The organism is Ruegeria sp. CDSC079 (assembly GCF_059610505.1).
In genome coordinates, this window is sequence record NZ_JBXWNT010000008.1 from 91,361 (window position 1) to 109,433 (window position 18,073).

Annotated in this window: 20 protein-coding genes; 14 read left to right on the forward strand and 6 right to left on the reverse strand. The window is 57.6% G+C overall.

Annotated elements, in window-relative coordinates; all coding sequences use genetic code 11:
• Positions 1 to 30: 30 nt before the first annotated feature.
• Positions 31 to 627, forward strand: a complete 597-nt coding sequence (locus AC2FIC_RS15710) for a LolA family protein (RefSeq protein ID WP_496692514.1) — start codon at positions 31 to 33, stop codon at positions 625 to 627.
• Between the two features lie 12 nt (positions 628 to 639).
• Here the strand turns inward: AC2FIC_RS15710 and AC2FIC_RS15715 are convergent, their stop codons facing one another.
• Both AC2FIC_RS15715 and AC2FIC_RS15720 read right to left on the reverse strand, forming a co-directional pair.
• Positions 640 to 1,221 (reverse strand): transglycosylase SLT domain-containing protein, encoded by a 582-nt coding sequence (locus AC2FIC_RS15715; RefSeq protein WP_282021966.1) that lies wholly within the window; start codon positions 1,219 to 1,221, stop codon positions 640 to 642.
• Between the two features lie 60 nt (positions 1,222 to 1,281).
• The gene (locus AC2FIC_RS15720) at positions 1,282 to 2,163 is read right to left on the reverse strand and encodes an AEC family transporter (RefSeq protein WP_496692513.1); all 882 of its coding nucleotides are present in this window, start codon (positions 2,161 to 2,163) and stop codon (positions 1,282 to 1,284) included.
• A gap of 80 nt (positions 2,164 to 2,243) precedes the next feature.
• On the opposite strand from AC2FIC_RS15720, the gene hspQ reads away from it, so the two are divergent.
• A complete protein-coding gene (hspQ, locus tag AC2FIC_RS15725; RefSeq protein WP_142637073.1) occupies positions 2,244 to 2,570 on the forward strand; it encodes a heat shock protein HspQ in 327 nt (108 codons plus the stop codon).
• A gap of 34 nt (positions 2,571 to 2,604) precedes the next feature.
• Here hspQ and AC2FIC_RS15730 read toward each other — a convergent pair whose 3' ends face one another.
• The 3 genes from AC2FIC_RS15730 to AC2FIC_RS15740 all read right to left on the reverse strand — a co-directional run bounded on the left by AC2FIC_RS15730 (position 2,605) and on the right by AC2FIC_RS15740 (position 5,206).
• Positions 2,605 to 4,182 carry a gamma-glutamyltransferase family protein gene (locus AC2FIC_RS15730; RefSeq protein ID WP_496692512.1) on the reverse strand — a complete coding sequence of 526 codons (1,578 nt, stop codon included), beginning with the start codon at positions 4,180 to 4,182 and terminating at the stop codon, positions 2,605 to 2,607.
• A gap of 212 nt (positions 4,183 to 4,394) precedes the next feature.
• Positions 4,395 to 4,835, reverse strand: a complete 441-nt coding sequence (locus AC2FIC_RS15735) for an ATP-binding protein (protein ID WP_496692511.1) — start codon at positions 4,833 to 4,835, stop codon at positions 4,395 to 4,397.
• Between the two features lie 32 nt (positions 4,836 to 4,867).
• A complete protein-coding gene (locus AC2FIC_RS15740; RefSeq protein WP_496677829.1) occupies positions 4,868 to 5,206 on the reverse strand; it encodes an STAS domain-containing protein in 339 nt (112 codons plus the stop codon).
• A 100-nt stretch (positions 5,207 to 5,306) separates the two neighbouring features.
• Between AC2FIC_RS15740 and AC2FIC_RS15745 the strand changes: the two genes are divergently transcribed.
• From AC2FIC_RS15745 to AC2FIC_RS15755, 3 genes are all read left to right on the forward strand, one after another.
• Positions 5,307 to 6,479, forward strand: a complete 1,173-nt coding sequence (locus AC2FIC_RS15745; protein ID WP_496692510.1) for a thiolase family protein — start codon at positions 5,307 to 5,309, stop codon at positions 6,477 to 6,479.
• Between the two features lie 76 nt (positions 6,480 to 6,555).
• Complete coding sequence (locus AC2FIC_RS15750; protein WP_496692509.1) at positions 6,556 to 7,011, forward strand: GAF domain-containing protein; 456 nt, start codon at positions 6,556 to 6,558, stop codon at positions 7,009 to 7,011.
• A gap of 69 nt (positions 7,012 to 7,080) precedes the next feature.
• Positions 7,081 to 7,605: a GNAT family N-acetyltransferase gene (locus tag AC2FIC_RS15755; protein ID WP_496692508.1), complete on the forward strand. Its 525-nt coding sequence runs from the start codon at positions 7,081 to 7,083 to the stop codon at positions 7,603 to 7,605.
• A 39-nt stretch (positions 7,606 to 7,644) separates the two neighbouring features.
• Here AC2FIC_RS15755 and AC2FIC_RS15760 read toward each other — a convergent pair whose 3' ends face one another.
• Positions 7,645 to 7,926, reverse strand: coding sequence for a DUF1294 domain-containing protein (locus AC2FIC_RS15760; RefSeq protein WP_496692507.1), 282 nt, complete (start codon positions 7,924 to 7,926; stop codon positions 7,645 to 7,647).
• A gap of 117 nt (positions 7,927 to 8,043) precedes the next feature.
• Between AC2FIC_RS15760 and AC2FIC_RS15765 the strand changes: the two genes are divergently transcribed.
• The 9 genes from AC2FIC_RS15765 to AC2FIC_RS15805 all read left to right on the forward strand — a co-directional run bounded on the left by AC2FIC_RS15765 (position 8,044) and on the right by AC2FIC_RS15805 (position 18,071).
• Positions 8,044 to 8,613 (forward strand): helix-turn-helix domain-containing protein, encoded by a 570-nt coding sequence (locus tag AC2FIC_RS15765; RefSeq protein ID WP_281973073.1) that lies wholly within the window; start codon positions 8,044 to 8,046, stop codon positions 8,611 to 8,613.
• A complete protein-coding gene (locus AC2FIC_RS15770; protein WP_281973074.1) occupies positions 8,613 to 9,236 on the forward strand; it encodes a LysE family translocator in 624 nt (207 codons plus the stop codon). The genes AC2FIC_RS15765 and AC2FIC_RS15770 overlap by 1 nt, the downstream gene beginning before the upstream one ends.
• Positions 9,237 to 9,241: 5 nt before the next feature.
• Positions 9,242 to 9,622 carry a GFA family protein gene (locus AC2FIC_RS15775; protein WP_496692506.1) on the forward strand — a complete coding sequence of 127 codons (381 nt, stop codon included), beginning with the start codon at positions 9,242 to 9,244 and terminating at the stop codon, positions 9,620 to 9,622.
• Positions 9,623 to 9,637: 15 nt separating this feature from the next.
• Positions 9,638 to 12,088, forward strand: coding sequence for a GcvT family protein (locus tag AC2FIC_RS15780; protein ID WP_496703324.1), 2,451 nt, complete (start codon positions 9,638 to 9,640; stop codon positions 12,086 to 12,088).
• A 19-nt stretch (positions 12,089 to 12,107) separates the two neighbouring features.
• Positions 12,108 to 12,584 carry a cupin domain-containing protein gene (locus AC2FIC_RS15785; protein WP_496692504.1) on the forward strand — a complete coding sequence of 159 codons (477 nt, stop codon included), beginning with the start codon at positions 12,108 to 12,110 and terminating at the stop codon, positions 12,582 to 12,584.
• Between the two features lie 2 nt (positions 12,585 to 12,586).
• Positions 12,587 to 13,639 (forward strand): alcohol dehydrogenase family protein, encoded by a 1,053-nt coding sequence (locus tag AC2FIC_RS15790; protein ID WP_496692503.1) that lies wholly within the window; start codon positions 12,587 to 12,589, stop codon positions 13,637 to 13,639.
• Positions 13,640 to 13,651: 12 nt separating this feature from the next.
• Complete coding sequence (locus tag AC2FIC_RS15795) at positions 13,652 to 14,542, forward strand: homocysteine S-methyltransferase family protein (protein WP_142637049.1); 891 nt, start codon at positions 13,652 to 13,654, stop codon at positions 14,540 to 14,542.
• An 11-nt stretch (positions 14,543 to 14,553) separates the two neighbouring features.
• A complete protein-coding gene (locus AC2FIC_RS15800; RefSeq protein ID WP_496692502.1) occupies positions 14,554 to 15,528 on the forward strand; it encodes a GlxA family transcriptional regulator in 975 nt (324 codons plus the stop codon).
• A gap of 89 nt (positions 15,529 to 15,617) precedes the next feature.
• Positions 15,618 to 18,071: a GcvT family protein gene (locus AC2FIC_RS15805; protein WP_496692501.1), complete on the forward strand. Its 2,454-nt coding sequence runs from the start codon at positions 15,618 to 15,620 to the stop codon at positions 18,069 to 18,071.
• The last annotated feature ends 2 nt before the right edge of the window (positions 18,072 to 18,073 follow it).

An 18,073-nucleotide genomic window follows, 5' to 3' on the forward strand; every position in this document is an offset into this window, starting at 1 on the left:
TAACAAGGGCAGAGCGCTTATCTGGGTCTTATGAAACAGATTGCTTTTGCCCTTGCACTGACACTGGCCGCACCCTCCGCCTGGGCGGCGGACAAGCTGCCGCTGTCGCAGATATCGAATTACCTGAATGGTCTGAAAACTGTCGAGACGACATTTACACAGGTCAATGAGGATGGCTCACTGAGCACAGGAAAGCTGTGGATCGCACGGCCTGGAAAGATGCGGTTCGAATATGACCCGCCAGACAGCGCCGTTGTGTTGGCGCGCGCTGGCACCGTTCAGATATTCGATCCGAAATCCAATCAACCGCCCGAGCAGTATCCGTTAAAGCGAACACCTCTGTCTTTGGTTCTGGCACGGAATGTCGATCTGGGTCAGGCTAATATGGTGGTTGGGCATGACTTTGACGGAACGGCCACTGTCGTGACAGCACAGGACCCGAAAAACCCTGACTCCGGTCGAATTGAGCTGATGTTCACCGGCGATCCGGTTGAGCTGCGAAAATGGGTGATCCACGATAATGCAGGCGGACAGACAACGGTTCTGCTGGGTCAGCTTGATACCGAAAAAAATCTAAGCAGCAGCTTGTTTTCGAACAAGAACAGAAGCGGGTCAGGCAATCGCTGACCCGCTGTTTGTTCAGTAACGACAGCCTGACAGTTGCGCCTGGTACATCCGGGCGCGCGCATCCACATCATTGGCCACGTTCAGCAACCACGTCTTGCTGTAATGGCTGCCGCGGGCATAACCGGTATGGCCTTCATGATAGGCCAGATACTGATTGCGCGTGTCGCTTGGCTGGATGCCATTCCGCTCATAGCTTTTGTTCATGTACCAGCCGATGAAATCCGAAGCGTCGCGGATACGGTCCCGCTTGGCCCGGCGTTTGCCGGTTTCGCGCTGATACTCATCCCATGTCCCGTCCAGCGCCTGGCTGAAGCCATAGGCGCTGCTCTGACGGCCCATCGGAATCACACCCAGAACATATTGATGGGGCGTTCGCGCATCGTGGCGATACCGGCTTTCCTGATAGATCGTTGCCATCTGAACGTGAACGGGGATTCCCCATTTCCGCTCGGTGCTTTTGAACGCCTTGATATATTCGGGCCGTTCACGCGCAATGCTGCATGCATCATTCAGCTTGCTGGGTGGCTGGTTAGAACCACCCCCGCAGGATGCCAAAAGCAGCACCCCGAAGAGTACGATAAGAATTCTGCTCATGTGCCTCGTGCCTTTTTTCTTCATTCTAGCGCAGATTGAGCGATTAGGAAATCACAATCGCTACAGAACAATAGCTAGAATTATAGGCAAAGCGCCGACGGACATCAGGGTTGAGACCATAACCAGCCCCGCAACCGCGTCAGAATCCGCCTCGAACCGTTCGGCTAGCAGGTATGAGGTTACGGCAACCGGTGTACACATCTGCACCACCAGAACGCCGAACGCGACGTTATCCAGATCAAACCCTTTTGCGATTGCCCATGCCAGGGCAAAACACACGACCAGTTTCAACGCCGATAGCCAGACCGCTGGCCCTAGCTTTCTGGTGGTCAGCCGCGCAATCGCAACACCAAGCGTGATCAGCATCATCGGAATCGCCATCTGTCCCAGCAGGTCCAGCGTATTGGTCACGAAGACAGGTGTTTGCCAGCCCTGCCACAGAAACAGCGCCCCCAGCAGAGTAGCCCAAACCATGGGTTCACGTGCTACCTTGCCGAAAGCGCCTTTTCCCGCCACCAGGTAGATCCCGTAAGTAAAGGAAAACAGGGCGGTAACGGCCAGAAATATCACCGCGAAACCCAAGCCTGCCTGCCCAAATGCGAAAATGGCCAGAGGCAGGCCCAGATTCCCCGTGTTGCCGAATATCAGCGGCGCCAGATAGGTGCGCCTTTCCAGCTTGCTGGCCCTGACAAATACGCCAAATGCGACCGCCAGCCCGACATGGCCTGTGATGGCGGCCAAAGTGAACCGGGTCAGCTCTCCGGGTGGGATCTGGGTTTGCATCAGGGCTACGAAAATCAGGCTGGGCACGGCGAGCATCACCGCAAGGCGGGTCACAAATTGCAGCCTGTATTCAAAGCCAAGTTTGACCCAGGCAAACCCGATCCCCGCCAAGAGGAAGACCGGGGCCACGATTTCAAGCACTGTCAGTAAGAGGTTCACAGACTGTTTCCCATTATTTTAGATCAATGATTGGCATTCCTATGAGGAAACGGGTAGTAAGACCTTTGGGGGCAAACGTGATGCTAAAGACACAAGCAAAGTACCGGCTGGGCCAAGTCGTCCGCCACAAAAAACATCCCTTCCGAGGGGTGATTTTTGACGTGGACCCAGAGTTTTCAAATACCGAAGAATGGTATCAGGCCATTCCCGAAGACAGCAGGCCGATCAAGGATCAGCCGTTTTATCATCTGTTGGCGGAAAATGACCAATCCTTCTATGTTGCTTATGTTTCTGAACAAAATCTGATTGCTGACCAGTCCGGAGAACCGGTCGAGCATCCGGATATCCCTGATATGTTTGGTCCGTTTGAAAACGGCGCATATCCGTTGCATTTCCATTTGAACTAAAATTGGAAGCGTGGGTGAAGCCGGGCCCATACTGTCAATAACCAAGCGCGCACCCATCTTTTCGTGGATCGCTTGCGCCTTGCAAAACGCCGCTCTTCTGGATTCGGATCGCTTGAGCCCCGCCAAGAGGTGTTTCTGAAATCAAAACTTTGTGGCCGATTTCGGATAATTGTTGCGCAACATTACGCGGAATTCCGCGTTCCAGTTTCAAGACAGGTCCGTCTGCAAAGGCGCGCGGTGTGTCTATGGCCTGCTGCAGCGCAAACTCATCGTCGGTTAGTAGCGAGACCAGCTTTGCATGCCCTGTGGGCTGAAAGGCGCCACCCATCACACCGAAGGGCATCAGGATTTTGCCTTTCTGTTTCAACATGCCGGGAATGATTGTGTGCATCGGACGTTTGCCGCCGCCGAACTCGTTCGGATGGCCTGATTGCAACGTAAATCCAGACCCACGGTTTTGCAGCAGAATGCCGAATTTCTCAGAAGCGATACCGGATCCAAAGCTATGAAAGATCGAATAGATCAGCGATACCGCCATCCTGTCCCTGTCGACCACCGTGATATAAACAGTGTCTTTGTGAATGGCTTCGGTCAGTGGGGCAGCAGCGGGCATGGCATGGTTTGGATTGATAAGCTCTGCCAGCCGATCGGCTGTTGTCTGGTCCCAAAACCTGTCTGCGTGTGTCGTATGATCCGGATCGGCGATGAACCTGTTGCGGGCATCGTAGGCGAGTTTTGAGGCTTCGGCCTCGATATGCAGACGCTCTGCGGATAGCGGATCCATGGATCCGAGGTCAAAGTTCTTGAGGATATTCAGCAGCAAAAGGGCGGTTGCACCTTGGCCATTGGGCGGATGTTCCAGCAGGTCCAAGCCACGATAGTGCCCTGCGACCGGAACTGTAGGTGTGGCGGCGGTCGCGTCCAGATCTTCTGCTGTGTGTACCCCGCCCATGGCCGTCAGGGTCGAGATAATATCTTCTGCGACCTCGCCCGCGTAAAACGCCTTTCGTCCGTATTTGGCGATTCTGCGCAGCACTTCTGCCTGCCCGGCGGACCGGAACATGTCTCCGGTCTTTGGAACGTCTCCTTTCAGCAGATAGTGGTTCCTGGCTGCCCCCTGCAACGTGTTAGCACCCGGGCCCCAATCAAAAGCCACACGTGGGGCGACCGGCACGCCCTGGTCTGCATAGCGGATGGCGGGTTGCAGGATGGCGTCCAGCCCAAGTTTGCCCTCGGTTTCGGCCAGCTGGCAGAACGCCTCGACCGCGCCGGGAATGGTGACCGCATCCGGTGTATTGAGTGGAACTGCAGTCAGTCCCTTATCGCGCAAGCTGCCAGCGTTGGCTGCTGCCGGTGCCCGGCCAGAGCCGTTGAGGGCCCGAACCTCATCTTCTCCGGCGCGGTTGTACAGAACAAAGCAATCTCCGCCCAGGCCGGTCATTTGTGGTTCGCAAAATCCCAAAAGCACTGCCCCGGCGATGGCTGCGTCCATCGCGTTGCCACCTTGCTGTAGAATGCCAAGGGCCGCTTGGGCTGCCAGCGGGTGAGATGTGGCGCACATCCCTTCGGTCGAAAAAACTTCGGATCTGCCTGGTGCCTGAAAATCCCGCATTGCGCTGCCTTCCCGTGTGATAGCGCAGAAGGTATCGCGCGTCCGGGTATTGTCCAGTCAAATCAAAGGGGAAGTTCCTCGGCATCGTTCACTGGGTGGGGGCTGTGACATACGATGCCGAGGGAAGCTATCTGAGCTACAGTTAAGACTTTGATCTTTGTTTGCGGCGCTACAATGGTTCGAAAAGGGCCTTATTGTGACGTTTTATAGCCCTAATCCGCGTCGAGAAAACTGAATCGCAGTGACAACCGGTTGCAGCCTTCGCTACGGTCATAGCGGATTTCACTGGTCAATTGGTGGATCAGAAACCATCCAAATCCCCCCTCGGGCAGGTCTTCACGTCTTTCCCCCAGAGGTGCAGGTGCACCTTCTGGTACGCGAAAGCCAGGAAGGGGATTGCCGGTATCCGAGATGAGGATTTCCAACCAGTTCTGATGCAGGCGGCAGTGTACCTTTACGCTGGCGGGCGTGGTTCCGGCATAGGCGTGTTCAACGACATTGTTAATGGCTTCGGCCAGGGCAATTCTGACATCAGCCGCTTTGTGTGAAGGCAGCCCTTTAGAGGACAGTGCCTGGCTCAACTTGGCAATGCCAGAACTTGCTTCGACCTCGGTCGCAGCGAAGCTCAAATCGAAACTGATGCCGTTACACATTAGCTTTACGCCTGTTCAGTTTCTCCTTGTGTTCAATCCGGCGCACCGGACAGTGCGTCATCCATCGTTGGGTAAAGCTTGAACACTGTGTCCATGCGCGTAAGACGAAACACCTTTTCCACAAAAGGCTGAAGACCTGCCAGATCCAGGCGCCGTTCAGCCCCGAGTTGTTTCATGGCGGCAACGATAGCGCCCAGACCACTGGAATCGATAAATTCGACGCCGCTGAGGTCCAGAACCACACGCACAGACCCACCTTCGGTTTCCGTGCGCATGTTTTCTTTGAACTGAATGGCCATTGCGGCATCAATCCGGTTGGATTGTACAGTAATTATTTGAATATTTTTGGTCGTAGTACTCGACAGGCCCATACGTGACGGTCCTTTAACTGAAATCGCTCGTAGAAATACGCTAGACGGGAATTCTTACCATTCGGTATCCATTGAACGACAAGAATTTAGGAGCGCCCAGATGAAGCAAGTTGTAATCGCCGGAGCAGCACGTACCCCGATGGGTGGATTTCAAGGAATGTTCGATGGTGTTTCTGCCGCCGATCTGGGTGGAGCCGCGATCCGGGCCGCGCTGCAGGGTGCCGGTGCTGAAACGGTTGACGAAGTGCTGATGGGCTGCGTTCTGCCAGCCGGTCAGGGTCAGGCCCCTGCACGTCAGGCTGGGTTTGTAGCGGGTTTGGGCCAAGAGGTCCCGGCCACGACGCTCAACAAGATGTGCGGATCAGGGATGAAGGCTGCGATGATGGCCTTCGATCAGATCGCATTGGGCCATGCCAACACAATGATCGCAGGCGGGATGGAGAGTATGACGAACGCGCCCTACCTGTTGCCCAAAATGCGTGAGGGTGCGCGCTTGGGGCACGCTCAGGTCGTCGACCACATGTTTCTGGACGGGCTGGAGGACGCCTACGACAAAGGTCGTCTGATGGGCACTTTCGCCGAAGACTGTGCCGAGGCGTTTCAGTTCACCCGCGAAGCGCAGGACGAGTACGCCCTGCAGTCCCTATCCAACGCGCTGGCCGCGCAGGACAGCGGCGCGTTCGACGGTGAAATCACTCCGGTAACCGTCCGCACAAGGAAAGGCGAGGTCACGCAGTCCGCGGACGAGCAGCCGAAAACCGCCCGCCCGGAAAAGATACCTTCGCTGAAACCGGCTTTTCGCAAGGGTGGAACGGTGACGGCGGCCAACGCGTCGTCGATCTCTGATGGGGCGGCAGCTCTGGTTCTGGCGTCAGCTGAAGCCGCCGAAGCGCTAGGCCTCTCGGTTCGGGCGCGCATTCTGGGTCATTCCAGCCATGCGCAGGCTCCGGGATTGTTCACGACTGCGCCAGTTCCCGCTGCGCAAAAGCTTTTGGCCAAAATCGGCTGGTCCAATGATGATGTGGATCTGTGGGAGGTAAACGAAGCCTTTGCCGTGGTGCCGATGGCATTCATGCATGAGATGGGTCTGACGCGTGACAAGGTAAATGTGAATGGTGGTGCATGCGCCCTGGGTCATCCTATCGGCGCTTCGGGGGCGCGTATCATGGTCACCCTGCTGAACGCGTTGGAAAAGCGGGATCTGAAACGCGGCGTGGCGGCGATCTGCATCGGTGGTGGAGAGGGCACTGCAATCGCGATTGAGCGCGTTTGACGCGGGGCCGATTCCACCATAGGTCCGGTGCTGTAGAACCTGTTTACAAGATCACTGACCGGACCCGCCCCCCCCCATGACCGTTGATTACGATACGCTGACCAAGACAATCGTCGCCCTAACCGCAGGCGAGACAGATCAAGTTGCTCTGATGGCGACAATCGCCTGTGAAGTTCATCACGCCGATGATCGGTTTGACTGGACGGGGTTCTATCGCGTAACAGATCCGGGCATTTTGAAAATAGGCCCCTATCAGGGTGGTCACGGGTGTCTGGTTATTCCCTTCGGGCGCGGTGTCTGTGGTGCCGCGGCGCGGACCGGAAAGGTACAGTTGGTGGCGGATGTGCATGCGTTTCCAGGTCACATCGCCTGCGCCTCGTCTACGCAGTCCGAACTGGTGCTTCCGGTGCGCAATGCCTCGGGCGAGGTCATCGCGGTTTTTGACATCGACAGTGACCAGCCGGATGCGTTCACGGATGAGGACGCAGAAAAGCTGTCTGCCATATTGTCAAAGGCGTTTTCGGGCGAGTAAAGAGGGGCCTGACGCAAAATCGGCCCGTCTGTTAGACTGGAATGGACACTAATTGCGACTGGCCAAGGCATGATCCCGGACCAATTCACCACAGAGCGGCTTGCCGTCTGCCACTGGCAAGTGGAAGTCTCTGAAGCTGGTCGCCTTTCAGCGTTGACTGCCGAGTTGGCAACCGTCCTGACGCCAGCGGTTCTTGAGCCCCTGCCGCCTTCGATGCAGGTCGAAGAAACGCCCAGCGGGATGACCGACTGGATCGCTGCTCGCAAGACCGAAAGCGATGTTCTTCTTGTTCGGTTAAGGCAAAATAATCAGCTGATCGGACTGCTGATACTGGCCTCAGAACCCGAAGATCAGGCCGCACCAACCATCCACCTTGGATATCTGTTTGCCGAACGAGCCTGGGGCTGTGGCTATGCAACCGAACTTGTGTCCGGCTTTATCCCGGCCTGCGGCACGGGTCGCGCCATTCGGGTTTTGGCCGGGGTCGAGCACAGCAATCCCGCCTCTGCTCGTGTGCTACAGAAATCGGGGTTCACGCGATCCTCAGGTCACTCCACCGACGATACCGATATGTATGTCTGCGACATTTCCTAGATCCCATCGGGATCTTACGTGGCCTGCGGATCAAGCCAACTACAGAATGTCAGGCAGAATTTCCGTGATTAGGAAATATGCCAGCCCGACCTGAGTCGCAAAGATCGCAAACAGCGACAGGGAAAACCGGCCTTTTCGGGACTTGTGATTGAAAATCCAACGCCCGACCAGCGCACCGGGACTGCCGCCCAGTGCCGCCAGCCACAATAGCCTGCGTTCCGGAACCCGGCTTTTTCTGCGTCTGGCGCGCAGCTTGTCCCAGCCAAAGGCCAGCAAAGTCAGGCCGTTGATGACCCACAGGTATATAACCGCAATCCACATAGCTGACGGATAGCTAAATGCGTCGATTTTCCCAAGTGAAAAAATGCTTGGAATTTTCACCGATTCGCGTCATCGTGAAAAAGATAACGAAATTTTCACCAGATATCGGAGAGTTCGGTGAACAGCCAAGCCCCCCACAGTGCAACGCTCGGAGCCGACATTCGTGCATTGCGTAAGGCGCGTGGGTTGACGCTGACCGAGATCGCAGAGCGGTTGAACCGGTCGGTCGGATGGCTCAGCCAGGTTGAACGCGACAAGTCCGAACCGTCAATTTCAGACCTGCGTCAGATCGCGGAATGTCTGGGTGTGCCGATGTCCATGCTGTTCGCCCATTCTGCCGCCCCCGCCAATGAACAAGGCTATGTCGTGCGCGCCGGGTCGCGTCGCCCTATGGGGTCGGGCGAAGAAGGTCTGATTGAGGAACTGCTGTCACCCGATCTGACTGACGATTTTGAGATGGTGCATTCCACCTTTAAGCCGCATTCCAAGATGCAGAACCCGGCGGACCGCCCCACGCAAGAGGTTGGCTATGTGATTTCCGGTCAGTTGAATCTGACCATCGGCGCGCAAAGCTTTTCGGTTGGGCCCGGTGACAGTTTTCGGATCAAGAACGAACCCTATATTTGGGCGAACCCTCATGATGAGCCCGCTGTGGTCATCTGGGTCATCGCCCCTCCGGTGTACTGATGAGTTTCGAGGCCTGGACCATATTCGCGCTGTTCTGGGTGGTGTTTGTAACCACACCGGGGCCTAACGCGGTGAACTGTATCTCGAACGGGATGAGCCTGCCCTTCGCAAAAGCGATGCTGGGTGTCTTGGCGATCCTGACCCAAGCCAGCGCCTTTTTGGTTTTGTCGGCGCTTGGGGTGACGGCCTTGATCGCGGCCTCACCCACCGGATTCTTCATCGCCAAGCTGGTGGGCGCAGGGTTTCTGATCTGGCTGGGTGTCCGAGGCTGGAAGGCTGCAGCAAATCCCGCCCCTATATCCGAACGCCCTGCACGGCATGTCTATCTGCACGCGCTGGCCGTCGCGACAATCAACCCCAAAAGCGTCGCGGGTTATCTTGCTGCATTCTCGCAATTCGTGCAGCCGGATGTGCCGATCTGGGAGCAAATGTTGGTCATCATGCCAACGGCGCTGATCATCACAACGCTCAGCTACATCGGGTTCACTCTTCTAGGTGCGCTTATGGGGCGGGCCGCGCTGGGGGCCGTGTTCAACATCTGGGTGCGCCGGGTCATGGCCACCTGTTTCATCATTTATGGCGTGTTGCTGGGCACCACCAGCGCGCCAGCAGCTAGGGGATAAGCGAAATGCATACAGGTTCCTGTCTGTGCGGCTCGGTTACGTTCAAGATCGAAGGCGATCTTCCTGCCGCCTCGGCCTGTCATTGCGGTCAATGCCGCAAACAGTCGGGTCATGTCTGGGCCTCGACCTCGGCCCATCAAGACGACATCACCTTCACCGTCAGCGATACGCTGAGCTGGTTTCGTGCTACCGACATCGCCCGGCGGGGATTTTGCAACGCCTGCGGCTCTTATCTGTTCTGGCAGCATAAGGACGAAGACCGGATTGCCATTGCTATGGGGGCGCTGGATGCACCCACCGGACTGACCCTCGCCCGCCATATATTTGTGGCTGACAAAGGCGATTACTACGACATCACGGACGATCTGCCTCAAGAGGCACAGTAACAGGGACTGAAAGACATGAGTGATTTTCCGACAAAAGCCCGCGTGGTTATTATCGGTGGCGGAGTGGTGGGGACATCGTCCCTGTATCATCTGGCCAAAAAGGGCTGGACCGATTGTGTTCTGCTGGAGAAAAACGAGCTGACCGCCGGGTCGACCTGGCATGCAGCTGGCAACGTGCCGACCTTTTCGACCTCTTGGGCGATCATGAACATGCAGCGCTATTCGACCGAGCTTTATGCGCGGCTGGGTGAAGAGGTCGACTATCCGATGAACTATCACCAGTCCGGCTCAATCCGGTTGGCCCATTCGAAAGAGCGGGTGCAGGAGTTCGAGCGGGCAATGGCGATGGGCCGTTATCAGGGCATCGAGATGGAGATGTGGTCACCCGAACAGGCCAAAGAGCATTACCCGTTCCTGGAAACTCATGACCTTGAAGGTGTTCTGTTCGACCCGACCGATGGCGATATCGACCCGGCGCAGCTGACCCAGGCACTGGCCAAGGGTGCGCGCGACATGGGGGCGAAGATCCTGCGTTTCTGCCCGGCCACGGGTGTGACCCAGAAGGAAGACAAGACCTGGATCGTGCATACTGACAAGGGCGATATCGAAGCGGACCACGTGGTCAATGCCGCCGGGTATTACGCCCAGCGCGTGGGTGAATGGTTCAAGCCCTTCGGCGGTCGCACCGTTCCGGCCATGGTGATGAGCCACCAGTACCTGCTGACCGACGAAGTGCCCGAGATCGAGGAATGGTCCAAGGCCAATGGCGGTAAAAAGCTGCCGCTGCTGCGCGACGTGGATATCTCCTATTACCTTCGGCAGGAGAAGAACGGATTCAACCTCGGCCCCTATGAGCCCAACTGCAAGGGCCACTGGATGACCGAGGATGATCCGATGCCCGAGGATTTCAGTTTCCAGCTATGGAATGATGATCTGGACCGGATCGAAGACATCGTCACCGACGCGATGGAGCGGGTGCCGCTGATGGGGACCTCGGGAGTGGGCAGGGTGATCAACGGGCCCATCCCCTACGCGCCGGACGGGCTGCCGCTGGTTGGCCCGATGCCGGGCGTGGCCAACGCGTTTGAGGCGCATACTTTTACCTTCGGCATCGCGCAGGGCGGTGGTGCCGGCAAGGTGCTGGCCGAATGGATCGTCGATGGCGCAACTGAGTGGGATATGTGGGCCGTCGATCCGCGCCGTTACACCGATTACACCGATCAGGATTACTGCAACCAGAAGGGGCTTGAGGTCTATGGCAACGAATACGCCATGCATTTCCCGCACCATGAATGGCCCGCCGCGCGCGACAAAAAGCTGTCGCCTGTCCACACCAAGGTCAAGGAATTGGGCGGCGTGATGGGGCCCTATAACGGCTGGGAACGCGCCAACTGGTTTGCGCAACCGGGCGACGATACCTCTGAAGAAGCGACCCATACCTGGGGCCGTTCGGGGCCATGGGAGAAGCGGATCAAGGAAGAGTGCGAGGCTGTCCGTGATCATTGCGGCGTATTGGACTTGCCCGGATTTTCGCGTTTCATCGTAAAAGGTGAGGGTGCCGCCGAGGCGCTGCGGTCGCTGGTCACCGGCGGTTTGCCCAAGGTGGGTCGCATCAACCTGGTCTATATCTCAGATGGTCGCGGCCGGATCCTGACCGAAATGTCCTGTATCCGCCTCGGCGATGACGAGTTCGTCATGATCACGGCCGCTACAGCGCAATGGCATGACCGCGATATCCTGACCGAGGCAATGCCCACTGGCGTCACCGTCGAAGATGTCACCACCACTCGTGACACGCTGATCGTGACAGGTCCAAAATCGCGCGACATTCTGGCGGGGCTGAGCGATGCGGACCTGTCCAGCGGCTGGCTGACCCATCAATCCGCCACGGTTGCAGGTCAGCCCGCATTCCTGATCCGCGTCTCGTTTGCAGGAGAACTTGGCTGGGAGGTTCACGCGCTGAACGACCATATGCCCGCGATCTATGGCGCGATCCTTGACGCTGGTGCCAAACCGTTCGGTATGTACGCCCTGAACTCTCTGCGCATCGAAAAGGGTTATCGGGCCTGGAAAGGCGATCTGTCCACTGATTACTCTCTGTTGGAAGGCGGGTTGGAACGGTTCGTCAAACTTGACAAACCGCAGGACTTCCCCGGCAAGGCCGCGATCCTGAACGAAAAGCAGCAGGGCGTGAAAAAGGCGTTTGCCACTATGTTGGTTGAGGCAGGTGACGCGGATGCGCCCTACATGTCCTGTATCTGGCACAACGGCGAGATCGTTGGCGAAACCACCTCGGGCGCTTGGGGGTATCGCGTTTGCCAATCCATTGCGCTGGGCATGATCCGTCCCGAATTGGCGGTGGCAGGTACCGAGCTTGAAATCGAAATCTTCGGTGAAAAGCGACGCGCCGTGGTACAGGACGATAAACCGCTCTGGGATCCAGAAAACGAGCGGCTGCGCGCCTGATCGCCCGAAGGAGACCTGCATGAGCACGCGTTATTCAAAACTGGGGCCCGGAGAGGGCCTCAATTACGACTGGGAAAATGACCACACATTTGTGAAGGTTTCGACCCGGGATACTGATGGCGCCTATACGCTCATGGAAGACAATCTGAAGGCCAGCTTTGCGCTTGGCCTTCATCGCCATGAAACCCATGCCGAAAGCTTCTATTTTCTGGAAGGCGAAGTGGACTTCTACGTTGATGGCGACTGGCATCGCTGTGGGCCGGGCAGCACGATGCATGTGCCGCCCGGTGTGCCGCATGCCTGCCGCGTTGCTGGAAATGCACCTGCTAAGATGCTGATGATTTTCCAGCCTGCCGGTTTTGACGGATTCCTTGCTGAACTGACCAAGATGACCGAGGCGGACTTCGCCGATGAGGCGAAAATGGCCAAATTGAACGCGCGGTATGACATTGTCCCGATGGGCTCTGTGCCGCCTCATCCCGATGACGAGGTTTGATCATGACACTGCCTAAAACGATGTCCGGTGTATTCCTGACCTGTCACGGCGGGCCCGAGGCGCTGGAATGGCGTGACGATATACCCGTCCCAACCCCTGCGCCGGGGCAGGTTCTGGTCCGTGTGGCCGCAGCCGGGGTGAACAACACCGATATCAACACCCGTATCGGCTGGTATTCCTCGGACGTGACCGGCGCCACAGATGCCGTGGATCAAGAGGTCGAAGCCGGAGGCTGGGGCGGCGCGTTGAACTTCCCGCGCATTCAGGGCGGCGACCTTTGCGGCATCGTCGAAATCGCGGGGCCCGAGACCGGGTTCACCCCGGGCCAGCGCGTGACCTGTCCGATCAACCTGCCACGTCCGCGACCGGGCGACCCGACAGGCTTCATCGTGCTTGGGTCCGAGATTGACGGCGCCTTTGCGCAATATTGTCTGGTGCAGGCCGATGACCTTTACGATGTCAGCGCCTCACCCCTGTCCGATATTGAAATCGCTGCCATCCCCTGCGCCTTTGGAACCGCCGAGGCTATGCTGGTGCGGGCCGGTGTGACTGCCGGACAAAAGGTGCTGATCACTGGGGCGTCGGGCGGTGTGGGCCTTGCCGCCGTGCAACTGGCGGCGCTGCGCGGTGCCTCGGTCTGGGGCGTGACCGGTGCGGCCAAGGCCGAAGCGGTGAAAAGCCAGGGCGCGACCGCCACGTTCGACCGGGATGCGTCGCTGCCCACCGACATGTTCGACGTGGTCATTGACGTGGTGGGCGGGCCTGCATGGGCTGATCTGATCCTGGCGCTGAAACCGGGTGGTCACTATGCCGTTGCGGGTGCGATTGCTGGCCCGATGGTTCAAGCCGATCTGCGGGATATCTATCTGCGCGACATCACCATTCACGGCAGCACCCATCAGCCGTTCGAGGTCTTCGGTCGCCTGGTCGAACTGATGAATGCGGGGCGGATCAAACCGATGATTTCAAAAACCTATCCGCTGAAAGACATTGCGACGGCGCAAGAGGACTTTCAGTCAAAAACGTTTCCGGGAAAACTGGTTCTGGTTCCCTGAGGAGGTTCATCAATGGCAGACATAACCCTTCTGGATGGGTCTATCGGGCAGGAACTGGTCAAACGCAGCGGCGATGCGCCGACGCCTTTGTGGTCGACCCGGGTGATGATGGACCATCCCGAGTTGGTCGGGGATGTGCATGCGGATTATTTCTCACGCGGTGCGACTGTGGCAACGACAAATACCTATGCTGTTCACCGGTCGCGTCTGGACCGTGTCGGCTTGGGTGATCAGCTGCCAGATCTGATCGAGGCGGCCCTGTCGCAGGCCGAGCGTGCGCGCCCGGCGGGTAGGCGCATCGCTGGGGCTTTGGGTCCGCTTCTCGCCTCTTACCGGCCGGACCTGAATCCAGAGGTCGAAGAGGCGGCGGAGAAATTCACCGAACTGGTGGCGATGATGGCAGATCGCGTTGACCTGTTCCTGATCGAAACCGTGTCGTCGGTGCAAGAGGCCGAAGGCGCGTTGCGTGGAACGGAACAGGCAGACAAGCCGGTCTGGCTGGCGCTGTCCGTGATGGATGATGATGGGACGCGGCTGCGGTCGGGTGAGCCATTGTCGGGAATAGCATCTTTGGTTGATCGCTTTACGCCTGAGGCCGTGCTGATCAACTGCTCACGCCCCGAGGCAGTGCCCGCTGCGCTGAATATTATCGCCACTTTCGGGCGTCCGTTTGGGGCATATGCCAATGGCTTCACCGGGATTACCCAGGAATTTCTACAGGACGCCCCAACCGTCGATGCGCTGCAACAGCGCCACGACCTTGGGCCGGATGAATATGCTGATCAGGCGATGGGGTGGGTGGCGCAGGGTGCAACTATCATCGGCGGATGCTGCGAAGTCGGTCCCGATCACATTCAGCGACTGGCAGATCGGCTGTGCGCTGCTGGCCACAGCATCGTCTGAAGGGGGTAAAGATGCGGCAACGACCAGATAGCTTGACCGACAAGGCGCAGATACATTTCGATGTTCTGGTCGCGCCGGGCTATGTGCTGTTGGAGCTTGCCGCATTGATTGAGGTTCTGAGGCTGGCAAACCGCGTCTGCCCCAACCCGCCCTTCAGCTTTACCTATCGGTCTCTGAAAGGTGGGCCCGTTGCCAGCAGCAGCGATGCGACGGTCCAAACTGAACCTGTATCAACCCATCCCAAGGCGGATTATCTGTTTGTGATCGGAAATTCCGACCCTGACCACCCCGATCTGTCCATCGGACGGGTTGTATCGGACTATACGTTCCGAGGTGCTCAGGTCTTTTTGCTGGCCGAAGCTGCCAGCCGCTATATCGACGAATTCGGCTCCGCAGACATGGCGACCCATTGGGAAAACGCCTCTTTCCTGAGTGAACGCGGGGCCCGGTTCGAGGCGAAGCTGTCGATAGCCACAGAACAGGGCCAGGTCGTGACCTGCGCAGGGATGGAGGCGACAACCGATATTGCTTTGTCCGTGATCGGACGCCACATCTCAGGGCCTGCCAAGATGACGGTGGCCAATATCATGCTGCACGAAAACATCCGCGACTTTTCATCGATGCAGCCTTTCTCGGGGGCGCAACTGACAGCTACTGGGGACGCCAAGCTGGATCAATGTATCAAGCTGATGCAGGCCAATATCGAAGACCCCTTACCCATCCAGCAAATTGTCGAGGCGTTAAATCTTTCGAACCGATCGCTTGAGCGAAAATTCAAAGCTTTCTTTGGCACCAGTCCAAACGGTTTCTATCGCGAGATGCGGCTGGCGAAGGCTAACAACCTGCTGCTGAACACCACGATGAGCGTTCGGGAAATCGGTCTGGCCTGCGGCTTTCCGAACGGTTTCTCCTCGGTTTACAAAAGCTTTTTCGGGGTCACGCCCTTTGTTCTGAGACGCGAAAGACGGGCTGCGTCACATAGGTGAAAATCGCCCATAACATGACGCTTTTGGTGCATTTATTGTCGATCTTCCATGGCAACGTGCCCAAAACCTGATTCAGCGGAGACCTCAGGATGGTTGATCTTCCAAACAAAGCCCGAGTTGTCATCATCGGCGGCGGCGTCATCGGATGCTCGGTCGCCTATCATCTGACCAAGAAAGGTTGGAGTGATGTTGTGCTGCTTGAACGCAAGCAGTTGACCAGCGGCACCACATGGCATGCGGCGGGTCTGATCGCTCAGCTGCGGGCCTCGTCCAACATGACCAAACTGGCGAAATACACGCAGGAGCTTTACGGCGCGCTGGAAGAGGAAACCGGTGTGTCCACCGGGCTTAGGCGCTGTGGATCGATCACCGTGGCGCTGACCGAGGAACGCCGTGAAGAGATCTATCGCCTGGCCGCCATGGCCCGCGCCTTTGGCGTCGAGGTCGAAGAGATTTCCAATGACCGCGTCAAAGAGATGTATCCGCATCTGAATGTCGAAGACGTCAAGGGCGCGGTCTATCTTCCGCTGGACGGGCAGGGTGACCCGGCCAATATCGCGCTGGCCCTGGCTAAGGGCGCGCGGCAACGCGGTGCCATTACCAAGGAACGAGTGAAGGTCACCGACATCACTAAACAAGGTCGCACTGTGACCGGTGTGGACTGGGTTGCCGATGACGGCAGCGCTTCGGGTCATATTGAATGCGACATGGTGGTGAACTGTGCCGGCATGTGGGGGCATGAGGTTGGCCGCATGGCCGGTGTGAACGTCCCGCTGCACGCCTGCGAACATTTCTACATCGTCACCGAAGGCATTGACGGACTTTCGCAACTGCCGGTTCTGCGAGTGCCCGATGAATGCGCCTATTACAAGGAAGATGCCGGTAAAATCCTGCTGGGCGCGTTTGAGCCTAATGCCAAACCTTGGGCGATGAAGGGCATCCCGGACAGTTTCGAATTCGATCAGCTGCCCGAAGATTTTGATCATTTTGAGCCCATTCTAGAAGCGGCGTGTAACCGGATGCCGATGTTGGCCGAGGCGGGCATTCATACCTTTTTCAACGGCCCTGAATCCTTTACTCCGGATGACGCTTATCATCTGGGTCTCGCGCCCGAGATGGACAATGTCTGGGTCGCAGCGGGCTTCAACTCGATCGGCATTCAATCTGCGGGCGGTGCGGGCATGGCGCTGGCGGAATGGATGGATAGCGGCGAGAAACCGTTTGATCTGGGCGATGTGGATATCAGCCGGATGCAACCGTTTCAGGGCAATAAGCAATATCTGTTTGAGCGTTCGAAAGAGACGCTGGGCCTGCTCTATGCCGACCACTACCCCTATCGCCAGAAAGCCACTGCGCGCGGTGTTCGGCGCACCCCGTTCCATCACCATCTGAAAGAGCAGGGCGCGGTGTTTGGTGAACTGGCGGGCTGGGAGCGTGCAAACTGGTACGCAAATCCTGGGCAGGAGCGCGAATACCAGTACAGTTGGAAACGTCAGAATTGGTTCGAGAACTCAGCTGCTGAACACCGCGCGGTGCGCGAGAATGTGGGCATGTACGATATGTCTTCTTTTGGCAAGATTCGCGTTGAAGGACCGGATGCCGAGGCGTTCATGAACTATATCGGGGGCGGCGATTATTCGGTGCCGAGCGGCAAGATCGTCTATACCCAGTTCCTAAACCGCACCGGCGGGATCGAGGCGGATGTGACGGTGACCCGTCTGACCGAGACCGCCTATCTGGTCGTGACCCCGGCGGCGACGCGGCTGGCGGATCAGACCTGGATGATGCGCCATGTGGGTAGCTTCAACGTGGTCATAACCGATGTCACCGCTGGCGAAGGCGTTTTGGCCGTGATGGGCCCCAATGCGCGCGCTTTGCTGGAAAAGGTCTCGCCGGCGGATTTCTCGAACGCGACCAACCCCTTTGGCACCGCACAAGAGATTGAGATTGGCATGGGCCTGGCCCGCGCTCATCGGGTGACCTATGTGGGCGAGCTGGGATGGGAGATCTACATGTCCGCCGATATGGCGGGCCATGTGTTCGAGACGCTGCATGAGGCCGGTCAGGACATGGACCTGAAACTCTGTGGCATGCACATGATGGACAGTTGCCGGATCGAAAAGGGTTTTCGCCATTTTGGTCATGACATCACTTGCGAGGACAACGTCGTGGATGCCGGGCTTGGTTTTGCGGTCAAGGTGGATAAAGGCTGTGACTTTATCGGGCGCGAAGCAGTGATTGCCCGCAAGGAAAGCGGACCCAAAAACCGTCTGGTTCAGTTCCGCCTGACCGACCCGGAACCGCTGTTGTTCCATAATGAACCGATCGTGCGGGACGGGAAATATGTCGGTTATCTCAGCTCGGGCAATTATGGTCATACTTTGGGTGGCGCTATCGGTATGGGCTATGTGCCCTGCGAGGGTGAGAAGGCGGCGGATGTTCTGGGGTCAACCTATGAGATCGACGTGTGCGGCGTGAAGGTAATGGCCGAGGCGTCGTTGAAACCGATGTACGATCCGAAATCCGAACGCGTCAAAGTGTAATC